This is a genomic window from Vibrio sp. 10N.222.51.C5 (assembly GCF_041474575.1).
In the GTDB taxonomy this organism is placed as follows: domain Bacteria; phylum Pseudomonadota; class Gammaproteobacteria; order Enterobacterales; family Vibrionaceae; genus Vibrio; species Vibrio crassostreae_C.
On sequence record NZ_JBFRUJ010000066.1, the window covers coordinates 19,009 to 32,798 of the forward strand.

A 13,790-nucleotide genomic window follows, 5' to 3' on the forward strand; every position below is an offset into this window, starting at 1 on the left:
TTACGGCCCTCAGAATGAGAGCCGTAGAAGGTTAATTTGCTTATTTAGTGGCTTAGAAGCTTTAGTAAATTAGAAGATTAAAACTTCAAAAACCTAGAAGCACAATAAATCCGATATTTAACGAAATCAGTTCGAAGGCTTGAACTGAGATTTACGCATACGGTTCAGAGCAGCCATCACATCTAACGTTCTTGGTTTCGCTAGGTCACCGTAGTTAGGCATGTTAGCGTGCCATTCGTTTTCTAAAATAGCGTTAAACTCTTTAGCAGGGTTGTTTGACCAACCTGGAGTTTGTGCGAATTGGAACCAAGCCCAACCGATCGCATTCACTTCAGACGGTGATTCTAATTGCTCAAGCGCAGAAAGGTCTGCAAACTCTTTACCAAAACGCAGTGACTCTTTGCCTTTAGCATTAACACGGAATTTACCGTCAGTCAGAATGTTCATCAGTGAAGCACGGTTCAATGAACGCGGTACAAACGTTTCTAAAGCAGTTTCACATTCGTTAGTACGCTGAGTAGGGTGCTGAGCAATCACGTCTTTTGCTTTTTCAGTCACATCTACCGCTTGGTAGTCGTGCATTTGAATCACAGTGTTCGCGACATCTAGGTAATCACCAGAGCCACCCATTACAACAATGGTAGAGATATCCATCTCTTCACGAAGCTGACCAATGCGGTCGACAAGTGGTGTGATTGGCTCATCGCCTTTTGACACTAGCGCTTGCATACGCTCGTCACGAATCATGAAGTTAGTCGCTGACGTATCTTCATCGATAAGTAGAGTTTGAACGCCGGCTTCAATCGATTCTTGTAACCAAGCCGCTTGAGACGTAGAACCTGACGCATCTTGTGTGCTGAAGTCAGATGTGTCTTTCTGCATTGGTAAATGGTTGATGTAGTTTGACAGGTTCAAGCTGTGCACACATCGACCATCTTCAGCGCGGATCTTCATCGTATCAATCGCAGTTACAATGCCTTCGCGACCGTCACCAGGAATATGATTGTAGATAGAACGTTCAACGGCGTTCAACAGTGTCGATTTACCATGGAAACCACCACCAACGATCAGCGTAATGCCTTTTGGAATGCCTAGGCCGGTCACGTCACCTTGGTTTGGAGTATTTAACGTAACACTCAATGATTCTGGAGCCGCGAAAGGTACCGCGTCTTTCATTGGAAGGTCGCAGTTACCCGCGATACGAGGTAACACACTGCCGTTTGCAACGAAAGCGGCTAGGTTGTTTTCATCCAATTGAGCACGCAGCGCTTCTTGGTCTTCAATCGTTTCACAATGTTTGATCATTGCATCGATGTTTAACTCACGCTCAAGCGTCGCGCGACGAATAAACTTCGGTAAGTAGAAAGTGATGATGTTGTTCGCTTTCTTAGCAAGAATGCTACGACCATCAGCTGGTAAATTAATACGGAAACGAATTTCGATGCCGTGGTCTGTGAATACAACAGCTGTGTTGTCTAATACGGTTTGACCCGTCAGCGCGATAGAAACGGTCGACTCTTGTTTCGCGAACTCAGAGAAGCTACGTGCGATAAAGTCACGAGCGGCTACTTGGTATTCGTAAGATTTTTCTTTCAGCCAATCTAACCCGGTCAAAGACCACGCGCGCGTTGCACGAAAACGAGAAGCTGACGCGTATGGGTCACCTTGGATGTGGTCGATGTGTAATTCAAAATCAGCAAAGTCGTATTGACCTTTAATTTGTTGATATGCACGGTAGTTTTGTTTTTCGAGCTTTTTAAGCTTTGCAGTCAACTGATCCATAACGAGGAATGCCTATATAAGGGGAAAGATAAAAACAGAAAGGCGGCGATTATAAAAATCACCACCTTTAGAGTAAAGAGAAAGTAGGCCTAAATCCAAAACTAACTGCTCTTTTTCGCTTTAAGCGTAACGAGTTGTCCCCAAATAGTTTTGATTGATTAAGCTGTGTTCGAATTCTTGGCTCGGCATTGGTCTTCCGTAAAGGTAACCTTGGCCCACATCGCAGCCTTCGTTAATAATAAATTGCTCCTGAACCTCCGTTTCTATGCCTTCAATCGTCACTTTTAAGTCGAGCTTTTTGGCAATTTGGACAATAGAACGAACAATTTCCGAGTCTTCGTGTGAGTTGAGCATTTGGTCGATAAAGCTCTTATCAATCTTAATGGTGTCGAATGGGAACTTCTTCAGATAACTGAAGGAGGCGTAGCCCGTACCGAAGTCATCTAGTGACAATGTAACGCCAATATCGTGCAAAGATCCCAAGGTATTCTTGGCAACCACTTCATCTGCTATCAGTCCACTCTCCGTAACTTCAAGTTCTAAGAAACGAGGCTCTAAATGATAGGTTTCGAGTAGGTGAACCACTTGTTCCGCAAAGTGTACGTTCTTGAGTTGAATTGCAGACACATTCACAGCCATCTTGAAATCTTCAACGTATTCGGACCACTCTTTGGCTTTTTCAATCGCATTGCGTAAAACAAAGCTGCCCACTTCGAAAATCAAACCGTTTTGTTCAGCCATGTGGATCAGGGTTTCGTTAGAGATATCACCCAAAACAGGATGTCGCCAACGAAGCAAAGCTTCAGCACCGACCCAGCGATGCGTCAACGGGCTAACTTTGGGTTGAAAGTAGAGCATAAGGTCATCATTACGAACGGCTTGAAGCAAATAGCCTTCGATCTTATTAATGTGAGTTTGTTCTTCGGTATGGGATTGAGAGTAGTAAGCGAACTTTTGTCCTGAATCTTTGCAGGCTAACATCGCTTCAGAAGATTTCTGCAGAATGCTTTCCGCGTCATCTTCGTCGTTCGTAATTGCAATCCCAATAAACGCGTGCAAATGCACTTTGTCACTTTCGATGTCGAATTCTGAATGACCAACTTTAACGAGCGTCTGGCAAAGTTCTTCAAGGCGATGGTGTAAATCTTTAACGCTAAACGCCAATACGAGGTCAACCGAAGTAGGGCGTGCAGTTAATACATCGATATCAGAAATACAGTCGATGCGTTTTCGGTATTCAACAAGCACTTGGTCTAACGCGTTATAGCCGTAGCGTGCTTGTATGCGTCTACCGTTGGTAAAACCAATATGAACGACTGCAAATGAGCTGTCTGTCAGCCTTCTCTGTGACAGTAGCTTGTGGTTTAAGCGAGATTCAAATGCGTTTCGGTTTAAAAAGCCGGTGCCGAGGTCGTGATTCTTTTGGAAGTTAATCTTCTGTTCAGCCGCTTTTCGTTTATCAATTTCTTGATTCAACGAGTAATTAAGGCTCGCGAGATCTTTAGTGCGATTGTAAACGCGGTTTTTTAGGTCGCGATTCATTTGGGTAAGCTTGGCGTGTTGGAATAGGGTTTTAAGCTGAGATTCAATCGAAGTCCGAAAGCTCTCTAACAGTTTGATATAAGTAGGGGTGTAGTGATTCTCTTTCGAGTCCAAGATACAAATGGTGCCAAACAGTTCACCGTTAGGCCAAAGTAATGGAATACCACAATAGGAGATTAAGCCGAGTTTGATGTCTGGGTTGTTGTCCCACTTAGGATCGGCAAGCGCGTTAGGCACAAGAAGCTGTCGTTGAGTTTCCATCACTGTTTCGCAGTACAGCCCATTCCCCAGCGTTTCAGAATCACCTTTGTTGTATGGGTTGTTCTCGCTACGACTGGTTGAAAAAACTTCAATGTAATTGGCGTGAACACGCATGATTAGTGCTGCGGGCACTTGAGTAATTTGAGCTAAGAGGTCGACAATATTCTGCCAACCGTGCTCCATATCGTCTGGGATATCTAAATCGAGAGTTTTTATTTTCTTCATATGACTCCGAGTCAATTATGCTAAATGCATCAACACATCCTGTGTTAATTATGATGAACCAAAGAAAACTGTGAATCTTACGTTAACTAAGTATAAGAAATGTTGCACGAAAAAACCTCCGCAATTATGCAGAGGTTTTCAAATGTGAATCCGGGTCTCAGTAATGAGATAATTTTAGATTAAGGCTTTAACTTTATAAAATCTTCTGTATTAAGTTTCTGGCTATAATCTACCGATGGTTGAGCAAACCCATTTAATTGTAGAAATTCTTCTTTAAACCCTTGGTAATCCCCTAAGGTTTGGAAGTTATTTTCGTCCATCTTTTCTAGCAGTTCAGTTACGTGCGCTTGGGTTTCTGGGTCTAATTCCCAATCATCCATACGGATCAATCGCTCACCATCAAGTGGTACTTTGGATTGACCATAAAGTTTACTGCCAAACAGACGCTGCATTTGTTGGATACAACCTTCGTGGGTCTCTTTCTCTTTCATCACCTTATACAAAGCAAGTAAGTAAGGGCTTAATCCAGGGATGAAAACGCTCGCTTTAGTGACTAGGGCTTTACATACTGCCGCGTAAGCGTTGCCGTCGAAGTTAGCTAGTTCGAGGTTTAATGCATGACTGGTTTGATGAAGGTCGATCTTAGCGCGACCTAAAGTACCGTCTAAGTAGATAGGGTGCGTCACTTCAGGGCCAACATAGGAGAAGGCGATCGTCTTACAACCCGGAGCAATAGACTCAGCGTTGATCAGTTCGTCTATCCAGTTTTCCCAATCTTCACCTCCCATCACTTTGAGTGTGCTTTCGGCTTCTTCTTCCGTCGCGGCTTCAAGCGTGTTGGTGACCCAGTTGTCGTGTTCCAGAGAAATGGTTGCGCCAGTTACGCTTTCACCAATAGGTTTGATGGCAGAGCGCCAAAACTCATCGGAATCTGGTTTAGGGCGAACGCCTGCAGCTAAGCTATAGATAATCAGATCCACTTCACCTTCGAAGTAGGTTTCAATGGCTTCGACAACTTGTGAGCGTGTTTCTTGCGAAAATGCGTCGCCAACGATGTTGATAGCAGTGCGTTGCTCTCGTTCGGCTTCTTTTTTGAAGTAGATGTTGTTGTACCAACCAGCACTACCTAGGGATTTTTCGTTTGGACCGCGCTCGAATGAGACGCCGATAGTGTCAGCTTTTGCGCCGCCAAAGGTAAGGGCAATACGAGCGGCAAGGCCAAAGCCTGAGGAAGCGCCGATAATCAGTACTCGTTTAGGGCCATCTTTGATTTGCGGCGCACTCTTAACAAACTTGATTTGTTGCTTTACGGCTTCTTGACAGCCAAGAGGGTGAGCGCTTTTGGCTACCACACCCTTGATAACAGGTTCGACCAGCATAAATAACCTTACAGTTAACGGTGATATGCACTCAGGCTAACGTAAAGCTGTGTAAAATTTATTGAGCTAGACCATTAAAACTTAAAGATACTGATATAATTCTTCGGCGACGAATTCAGCAATCCAAGGTTGAGCTTCTGGTTTTGGATGCAGTCCATCGTTCATCATCCACTCAGGTTTGAGGATGATATGCTCTAGGAAAAACGGCAAAAGTGGCACGTTTTGTTGATCAGCAAGCGCTGCAAAAACGTATTCAAACTGCTGGTTGTAACGCTTTCCGTAATTTGGTGGGATTTTAATCTGCATCATTATAGGTTTGGCGCCCGCAGCTTTTATCTGCTCAATGATCTGCTCAAGATTTGCAGACATCAGCTTAGGTGGGAAACCACGAAGTCCATCATTCGCACCAAGTTCGATAAGAACGGTGTCTGGAGCATGTTCTTCAAGCAATTGTGGTAGGCGGGCTAAACCATTGCCCGTTGTATCACCAGAAATACTCCCGTTAACCACGGTTACCGTTTTGTCATGCTTTGCTAACGCGTCTGGTAACAGGCTTGGCCAACTCTGTTTGATGTCCATGTTGTAACCAGCACTCAGGCTATCACCAAGGACCAGTAACTTAGAATCTAAGCGGGTATCTTGAGCCAAAGAAGCGGTTGAAAATAAAATAAAGAATAAAAAGGAAATTAGTCGAGTCATGCATACATCCATCATTAAAGCAGAAGCTGTTTCGAAGACAGTGTCTACTAATCAAGAACATTTAACAATCCTAGAGCACGTCGATATCGATATTCGTGAAGGCGAAACTGTCGCGATTGTCGGCACGTCTGGCGCGGGTAAATCGACCTTAATGACGCTGCTTGCTGGTCTTGATGTACCAACGAAAGGCGAAATCAGTTTATTAGGACAGCCACTTTCACAGCTTGATGACGAGGCAAGAGCGAAGATCCGCAGTGAATCGGTAGGGTTTGTATTTCAAAGCTTCTTGTTAATTCCAAGTCTTTCAGCGCTACAAAATGTCACGTTACCTTGTTTGTTAAAGGGAGAAGACGAAGACATCGAACGCGCGACTGCTCTGCTTGAATCAGTAGGCTTGAAAGACAGGCTTGATCACTTACCGTCGCAGCTATCTGGTGGTGAACAACAAAGGGTGGCGTTGGCGCGCGCATTTATGATTAAGCCAAAAATTCTTTTTGCCGATGAACCCACAGGCAACCTAGACCAACAAACGGCAGCCAAAATTGTTGAGTTGTTGTTTGAATTGAACTCATCCCACGGCACAACTTTAGTTTTGGTGACACACGATCCTAAGCTTGCACAACGTTGCCAAAGAACACTCAAGATGCATGTCGGTCAGATAGAGGAAGTCTAAATTGAATTCATCAAACGGACTGAATAAACGCCTGTTTTCATGGAGTATCGAAGAGATTCGACACGGTCAGCTTTGGCCAGTTTCAATCGCTTTAACGCTTATTATTGCTTGTGTATTTGCATTGTCGGCGTTGGCCGAACGTATGGAGCAGGTAATTGTTAAGCAGGGCAAAGATGCGCTTACTGCCGATATCGTGTTTATCTCAGCAAACCCAGTTCCACAATCCTTATTAGACCTCACTCAAGTTGAACAGTTAGAAAGCTCTCAGTTGACTCGTTTTTCAACCATGGCATTCAGTGACAACTCGATGCAGTTAGTGACGGTGAAAGCGGTTGAAAGTAATTATCCATTACGCGGTGAAATGATCTTAGTGGGTGCTGATAAAACATCAAGTAACCATGTTGAGCCAGGGGAACTTTGGTTAGACGAGCGTATATTTGCACAGTTAGAGGTTGATATTGGTGACGTTGTCACTATTGGCGATGCCGATTTAGCGATAACTGGACGAATCACTCAAGAACCAGGCTTAAGCTTTAACCCATTCCAACAGATGCCAGCCGTTCTGATTCATACAAGCGATATTGATGCCACGGGAGCGATTCAACCGGGCAGTCGTGTTAGTTTTAGGCTGTTTCTCAACGGTGATGATACAAAACTGCAAGCCGCGCAAGACAGCGTAGAATTAACACCAAGCGATCGCTGGCGTACTCAAGATTCTGCGAGCCGTACTAACGACATGTTCGAAAGCACGACTCAATATCTTTCGTTAACCGTTGCTATTGTTGTGATCATGGCTGCGACCACTTTGGTACTCACTTGCCAACATTATGTTGCGAGTCGCCGTAAAACCATCGCGATGCTTAAGAGTTTGGGTGCAAGCAAGCAGTGGATCGTTAAATGGTTGTCTGTACAGGTATCTTTATTAGTGGTTATCGGTGCAGTACTGGGAATAACTATCGGTATCGGCTTAGAGTTTTTGCTTCGTATACCTCTGGGTGACTTATTACCAACGCCACTTCCTAGCTATGGTATTGAGCCTGCAATCTTGGCGATTTTATCAAGCATCTTAATTGGTGTTCCTGCTCTTGGTATCCCGTTAATTGGCTTGGTCAATACCTCGGCAATCAGCGTTATCCAATCAAGTCACCAGTCCAATGAAAGCTACAAGAAATATTTGTTGTTACTGGTACCGATTATTCCAATGATGCTGATGTATGGCGACAATCTATTGGTATGGATAGTTCTAGCGGGTATCGCTTGCCTGTTCTTAGTACTTGCGGTCGTTAGTACGCTTGTTCTGCGTTTGGTTGGCAAGTTACCGACATCTACGTCTATGCGTTTAGCATTGAGCAGAATTAATCGCACACCTTTAGCAACGGGGATTCAATTTGGCTCTTTAGCGCTTTCACTGATGTTGCTGTCTATCATCTGGTTGGTAAGAAGTGATTTACTGTCAGATTGGCAGCAAACCTTACCCGAGAACGCACCAAATGCGTTTGCACTTAACATTGCAAGCTATGAAAAAGACAGTTATCTCGAGACGATTGATGCAAACGAAGTAGAGCGTACTCAAGCGTTTCCAATTATCCGAGGACGACTGACGACGATAAACGGTGTCGAAGCATCGGAATACAGTGATACCTCTGGAGAAACAGACGCACTAAGCCGTGAGATCAACTTCACTTGGGGAGATAGCTTACCTAAGTACAATGAAGTATTAGAAGGCAGCTGGACACAAGAGCATGGCGTATCTGTGGAATCGGATGTCGCGGAGCAACTGGATCTAAAGATTGGCGATGAGCTGTCATTCACAATCAACAGCCAGAATGTTTCTGCCAAGGTGAATAGCATCCGCAAAGTCGAGTGGCGAGAAATGAAGCCGAACTTCTACTTCATTTTTACTCCAGATGTCTTGAGTTCAATCCCTTCTACTTGGCTAGTGAGCTTCAGATTAGAAGAACAACACAATCAGATGCTCAACGAACTCTCTCGAAATCATCCAACCGTGAGTTTGATGGATATTCGTAAGATGGGTAGCAAGATCCAAGAGTTGCTTAAGCAGATTGTTTGGTCGATTACCGTACTTGCGGCGTTAGGTGTGGTGGCGGGGCTGTTGCTTATCTTCACTCTATTGCGATTGAGCTTATCTCAAAGACAACAAGAGATACGCTTGTATCGAACATTAGGCGCGAGTAAGAAGCGAATTCTCAATACTATTTGGTGTGAGTACGGTTTAATGGCGTTAGTCGCAGGCTCAATTGCAGCCCTTGGTTCTGAGCTCAGCGTGGCAGGAGTGATGAACTTTGGTTTTGAGTTACAACCTTCACTTCACCCGATGTTGTGGATAGCGCTACCGGTGCTAACGTTCATCACATTAGCCGCGGTAGTGAATAGCTTAATCAAACGTTTGTTGGCACCAGTAAACAAGGATTTTGGCTAGTCGTTAGCGAGATCTAGCCAAGCGCTTAAAACGGTCTAAAAGTGAGATTATTTATACTTAGTCATGCACTATTTATAATACGTCGCTTTAGACCGTTTTTTATTTAACCAACCGGTAGCATAAGTAAAAAATATCGCACCTTAGATTCCACTGTTTTTAGCATTTTTTAAAACTAATTACCCAATAATGCCGATTTAATGAACAGCGGTTAGTCCCTGTAAACAAAGGGTTTGCGCAACTTAGCAAGAACGTTATCAACAGTTATCCACAAAAACGGTGGATAACTTTAGGGATAAGTTAACCGCTATGTTTTAAGAGTACTGAGGCAGCCTTTATGTGGCGTCACTTAGGACAAATTTGACTGTTAGAATAACCTTTAAAACCCTATCTGGAGTTATTGAGTCAAGAGATTATTTATGTTTTTTACATAGATATTAAATCCCGCCTATCTAAGACCTTGATAAAAATGTGTTTTAATTCATCGCAGAACAAAAGTAGAATAGAGGCAGTTAATCTTATTCTACAGAACACGATGAACCACAACAAAACGGATACAAATCAACCTTCTATTGCCATTGTTGGTGGTGGTATTGCCGGAACAACGAGCGCGATTCACTTTAGTGAGTTGGGTTTTAAGGTCACTATCTTAGAAAAAGGGCCGAGTTTGGTTAATGGTCCACCAATTTGCCACCTGCACGCTGGCGGCAATTTGTATCGAGATATTTCTGTAGAGCAGTGTCTTCAGTTGCTCACGCAGTCAATTGATACCGTCCGCTTATTTCCTCATACGATCAATATTCGTCCGACAATCATCGCCGTTCCGCACAGTGATGGTGGAGAGCCGTTGGATCTGCTTCCTCGTCTCAAGATAATCAAAAGCGCTTATGCCGATCTTGTTAAACAAGATAAAAGCAACCAAGTGCTCGGTGATCCGGAAGAGTATTATAAGCTGTACAGCAAAGAAGATTTATTAGCACTTTCTGCGAAAACACAGCCTCTGAAACCAACATCGCTTGATGATTGGTGTATTCCTTTCGCCAAGCATACGGATTTAGAGACCCTAAAGTATCCTGTTGCGATGGTCCAAGAGTATGGCTGGAGCGTATTCCGACTTTCTGCGACCGCTCAACTCTCTTTGGGGCAACAAGCTAACTGTACTGTGTTAACCAACAGCCGATTACATTCTGTTGAGTCGACAGGTCAAGGTTGGTCTTTGGCTTATACCGATGCCGAAAACCAAAGCTGCCAACTAACGACCGATTACTTGATTAATGCGAGTGGGTTTGAAACGGGTATCGTAGATGACTTTGTTGGCTCTAAGCAGCAAAGACTTGTTGAGTTTAAAGCTGCATACGTTACAGAGTGGCCATATTCGCAAGAATGTAAGGAAGAGTGGCCAGAAGTTATCTTCCATGGCCCGAGAGGCACACCGCAAGGCATGGCGCAATTAACGCCGTATGCTGATGGTGTGTTCCAACTTCACGGCATGACAGAAGGGATTACTCTGTTTGAGGGGGGGCTTGTTTCATCGTCAACAGACTCGTCACAGCCACAGTTGCCTTCGAAGCTGCTTAAGAAAATCGTATCGGGTTGGAGTGAAGATCAGCTTGAATTAAGAACTCGCGCGGCAATAACGCATATGTCTCAGTTCATCCCAAGTTTCAGTTCTGCATTGGTCGGTGGTAAACCTTTGTTTGGTGCACAACAGATTCCGGGAACCGATCCAAGCTTAAGAGCTTCAGACGTTTCATTCTGTGGGGATCGCTATGCTCGACTTGAAGTAGTAAAAGCTTCTTCAACATTAGAAGCGGCACAAAAGGTCGCTGAGCAATGGTTTGATGTATCAGAGGCGGCATCTATTGAAGACACACACTCAGTGACAATGTCACTTAATCTAAATGATATTGAAAACAGAGCGATAGATTTGACACAAGAACGTGGATACCCAGAAGCGCTTGCCAAGGTGTCAGGTCAAGATCACGCTTAATAGCCTATAATTAGTCTATCATCATCGACTGCGTTTAATTTCTTCAATTCGGCTTACTGTAATAGGTAAGCCGAATCTTCATTTCAACATCTGCTTAGATACCGAACCTCATCTAAATGAAATCTTCCTAGTTGATTATTCTCAGCTACATAGCATTTAGCACATAACACATCGCAAAAACTAATAGCCGAAAAACTGAGCCCATTGGCACCAAACATCTTGTAAGCCCAAGCGATCGCCCTTGCTGAACGATATCGCATGTCCAGGTTTTGCTTGCGCCAAGCGTGGTAAATCGATTCTGGCGACACATCCTATCTTCGGATAACCACCTAAGGTCTGTCTATCATTAAGCAGCACGATAGGCTGTCCATCTTGTGGAATTTGAATCGCACCTAGGGCAATGCCTTCTGACAATAGCGAAATGTCAGGCGAGTCTACGGGCTCGCCACTGAGTCGATAACCCATCCGATTAGAGTTTTGGTCAACGTGATACTGCGCGTTATACAAAATCTCTCTTGCTGACTCGGAGAATAGCTCGCTTTGATAGCCTTCAATCACTCGTAGGTTCACGGGTAGATTGTAATCAGGCGTGTATCGGAAGGTAACACTCAACGCTTTAAATGGATGAGAGAGTTGGTGTTGGGTAAAAGCGATTTGTTGCCCTTGCTGGCATGGCTCGCCATCTTGCGTTAATCCACCAATCTTTTCACGAGTGACTGTAGAGCAGCTATCAAGAGTTGATGGAACATCGAAACCGCCCTTAATGGCTAAATACGCCCTTAGACCATTTTTAGGCAAACCAAATGAGAGAACTTGCCCCTTAAAAGCTTGAAAAGTGCTCCAGTTAGCCTGTGGTTTACCATCGAGTTTCGCTTGTAAATCACCCCCGCATAGTGCCATCTCGCAATCAAAATCGATTCTCAACGCACATTGCCCAAGCGTGATTTCCAACGCCGCTTGGTTGACTGGGTTGCCCAATAGATGGTTAGCCCAGCTATAAGAGTAGTCATCAACCGGTCCACCTTGCGTTAATCCAAGATGAGCAACACCAAATCGCCCAAAGTCTTGAATCAAACTCAACGGGCCGGGCTTAATCACTGTCAGTGTTGGTTTAGTTTTTGTCTTAGCCATTTACGATGCCTCCACCCAACTCTACAAATTCTTTTTTTGAAATCGCTATGAAACGGACGGTATCACCAACATTAAGCAGAGACAGTGGTCTTTGCGTGATATCGGCGTTCTTCAACTTGCTATGATCGAACAACGGAAGTGGGCAATTGCCAATAATATTCCAACCGCCCGGTGAATCCGAAGGGTACACAGCTGTTTTCGTATCCGCGATGGCGATACTGCCTTTGGGCACAATTAAGCGGGGTGTGGAGTGACGGGGCAAGGCAAGCTCATTAACCACATCCGACATAAAGGCAAAGCCAGGCGTAAACCCAATCGCACTGACGCTGTATGTCTGTGAGGTGTGATGTTGAATTATTTGGTCGAGCGACAGGCCTTTGTTTTGATATCGGTCTAAATCGAGCGCCGTTTCTGGTGAGTAATAGGCAGGAAGCTCAATCGTATCGCGAGTTTTACTAACACTAGAAAAGGACGACAGAGCATGACTCATCAAATTATTGAGCTGTTCAATGAGCTGCTGTTCTGATATTCGATAAGGGAGGTAGTCGACCAATATTGTTTGGTAAGCCGGCGTCACATTCATCAACACCGATGCCAAATTTTGGCGAATGGCATCGGAAAAGTGAGCCATGTACTGCGCATATTCGGCGCTAGATTGATTATTTGAAGGCGATAGCGTCAAGGTGACTAAAACGCTGCATTCCGCGACTGGCGCTATATTGAATTCAATCTGATTCGTCGTCATTTCGTTTCCATACGTTTGTTATTTTGCCTTTTATTAGCTTACTTGGCGCGTCTCACTTCCGTGTCCAAGCCAATACAAGTCAATTAGATCTCACGAGCGATTAGACCATGCGTCATACCAATCACACGCTTCATACTAATTAAAAGCGTTGAGGTCTTGTCTGATTTTTCTAATTAATGCGATGGATTGAGGGTTATCACCATGAACACAGATAGTATCGGCTTCAATAGGCAGTCTTTCGCCCTCTAAAGTCGTAACCGAGCCATAGTTAATGATTTGCATAACTTGGTTATAGATATCGTCTTGATTGACGTAAACCGAGCCTTTTTGAGTACGTGGCGCTAATTGTCCGTTATTTAAATAAGCACGGTCGGCAAACGCTTCAAACAAGAGAGGCAAGTCATGATCGTCAGCAATATCCAAATACTGTTGATTGTCTGATGAAGAGAGAATCATTAAGGGGATGTTAAATTCAGCGACGGCTTGGGCTACCGCATTAAACACATCAATGTTCGCCATCATATCGTTGTAAAGGGCGCCATGAGGTTTCACATAGCCAACAGATGCATGGTGATATCGGCAAAGGGCTTGTAGTGCACCGACTTGATAACAAACTAGTTCACTGATCTCGTCCATAGTATGAGGAATAGAACGGCGACCAAACCCAACCAAATCTTGATAACCAGGGTGAGCACCAATTTGGGTGTGATAGTGCTGCGCCAGTTTTATGGTTTTGGACATAACGTGCGGATCAGACGCGTGAAAGCCACAAGCGATGTTTGCCATATCGACCCATTCCATGACCGACTCGTCATCGCCCATCTTCCAATTGCCGAAACTTTCTCCCATGTCGCAATTAAGCAAAATCTTCGTTGTCACGTGGTGCTAATCCTTTACGTTTAGGTAAGTAATGACGGTCTTATAAA

Annotated in this window: 10 protein-coding genes; 3 read left to right on the forward strand and 7 right to left on the reverse strand. The window is 44.2% G+C overall.

Features of this window, described 5'->3' with window-relative positions:
* Positions 1-126: 126 nt before the first annotated feature.
* The 4 genes from AB4558_RS19660 to AB4558_RS19675 form a co-directional block, all read right to left on the reverse strand.
* Positions 127-1,782: an ABC-ATPase domain-containing protein gene (locus tag AB4558_RS19660; RefSeq protein ID WP_017060076.1), complete on the reverse strand. Its 1,656-nt coding sequence runs from the start codon at positions 1,780-1,782 to the stop codon at positions 127-129.
* A 120-nt stretch (positions 1,783-1,902) separates the two neighbouring features.
* Positions 1,903-3,810 (reverse strand): EAL domain-containing protein, encoded by a 1,908-nt coding sequence (locus AB4558_RS19665; protein ID WP_372159026.1) that lies wholly within the window; start codon positions 3,808-3,810, stop codon positions 1,903-1,905.
* A gap of 179 nt (positions 3,811-3,989) precedes the next feature.
* Positions 3,990-5,189, reverse strand: a complete 1,200-nt coding sequence (gene fabV, locus AB4558_RS19670; protein WP_372159027.1) for an enoyl-ACP reductase FabV — start codon at positions 5,187-5,189, stop codon at positions 3,990-3,992.
* Between the two features lie 81 nt (positions 5,190-5,270).
* Positions 5,271-5,888: an arylesterase gene (locus AB4558_RS19675; RefSeq protein WP_017060079.1), complete on the reverse strand. Its 618-nt coding sequence runs from the start codon at positions 5,886-5,888 to the stop codon at positions 5,271-5,273.
* Here AB4558_RS19675 and AB4558_RS19680 point away from each other — a divergent pair.
* From AB4558_RS19680 to AB4558_RS19690, 3 genes are all read left to right on the forward strand, one after another.
* Positions 5,887-6,561 carry an ABC transporter ATP-binding protein gene (locus tag AB4558_RS19680; RefSeq protein ID WP_004730959.1) on the forward strand — a complete coding sequence of 225 codons (675 nt, stop codon included), beginning with the start codon at positions 5,887-5,889 and terminating at the stop codon, positions 6,559-6,561. The genes AB4558_RS19675 and AB4558_RS19680 overlap by 2 nt on opposite strands.
* A 1-nt stretch (position 6,562) precedes the next feature.
* Positions 6,563-9,001, forward strand: coding sequence for an ABC transporter permease (locus AB4558_RS19685; RefSeq protein WP_372159028.1), 2,439 nt, complete (start codon positions 6,563-6,565; stop codon positions 8,999-9,001).
* 532 nt (positions 9,002-9,533) lie between these two features.
* Positions 9,534-10,988, forward strand: a complete 1,455-nt coding sequence (locus AB4558_RS19690) for an FAD-dependent oxidoreductase (protein WP_372159029.1) — start codon at positions 9,534-9,536, stop codon at positions 10,986-10,988.
* Positions 10,989-11,168: 180 nt separating this feature from the next.
* On the opposite strand, the gene AB4558_RS19695 is transcribed toward AB4558_RS19690, so the two are convergent.
* From AB4558_RS19695 to AB4558_RS19705, 3 genes are all read right to left on the reverse strand, one after another.
* Positions 11,169-12,119 (reverse strand): biotin-dependent carboxyltransferase family protein, encoded by a 951-nt coding sequence (locus AB4558_RS19695; RefSeq protein ID WP_372073421.1) that lies wholly within the window; start codon positions 12,117-12,119, stop codon positions 11,169-11,171.
* A complete protein-coding gene (locus AB4558_RS19700; protein ID WP_372073419.1) occupies positions 12,112-12,864 on the reverse strand; it encodes an allophanate hydrolase subunit 1 in 753 nt (250 codons plus the stop codon). The genes AB4558_RS19695 and AB4558_RS19700 overlap by 8 nt, the downstream gene beginning before the upstream one ends.
* Before the next feature lie 135 nt (positions 12,865-12,999).
* On the reverse strand, positions 13,000-13,743 hold the full coding sequence (locus AB4558_RS19705; RefSeq protein ID WP_372073417.1) for a 5-oxoprolinase subunit PxpA: 744 nt from the start codon (positions 13,741-13,743) through the stop codon (positions 13,000-13,002).
* Positions 13,744-13,790: the final 47 nt, after the last annotated feature.

What these genes read in the sequence shown, in the direction of transcription:
- AB4558_RS19660 (WP_017060076.1), bottom strand. Translation starts at nt 1,782, where the DNA reads ATGGATCAGTTGACTGCAAAGCTTAAAAAGCTCGAAAAACAAAACTAC.
- fabV (WP_372159027.1), bottom strand. Translation starts at nt 5,189, where the DNA reads ATGCTGGTCGAACCTGTTATCAAGGGTGTGGTAGCCAAAAGCGCTCAC.
- AB4558_RS19700 (WP_372073419.1), bottom strand. Translation starts at nt 12,864, where the DNA reads ATGACGACGAATCAGATTGAATTCAATATAGCGCCAGTCGCGGAATGC.
- AB4558_RS19695 (WP_372073421.1), bottom strand. Translation starts at nt 12,119, where the DNA reads ATGGCTAAGACAAAAACTAAACCAACACTGACAGTGATTAAGCCCGGC.
- AB4558_RS19665 (WP_372159026.1), bottom strand. Translation starts at nt 3,810, where the DNA reads ATGAAGAAAATAAAAACTCTCGATTTAGATATCCCAGACGATATGGAG.
- AB4558_RS19680 (WP_004730959.1), top strand. Translation starts at nt 5,887, where the DNA reads ATGCATACATCCATCATTAAAGCAGAAGCTGTTTCGAAGACAGTGTCT.
- AB4558_RS19690 (WP_372159029.1), top strand. Translation starts at nt 9,534, where the DNA reads ATGAACCACAACAAAACGGATACAAATCAACCTTCTATTGCCATTGTT.
- AB4558_RS19675 (WP_017060079.1), bottom strand. Translation starts at nt 5,888, where the DNA reads ATGACTCGACTAATTTCCTTTTTATTCTTTATTTTATTTTCAACCGCT.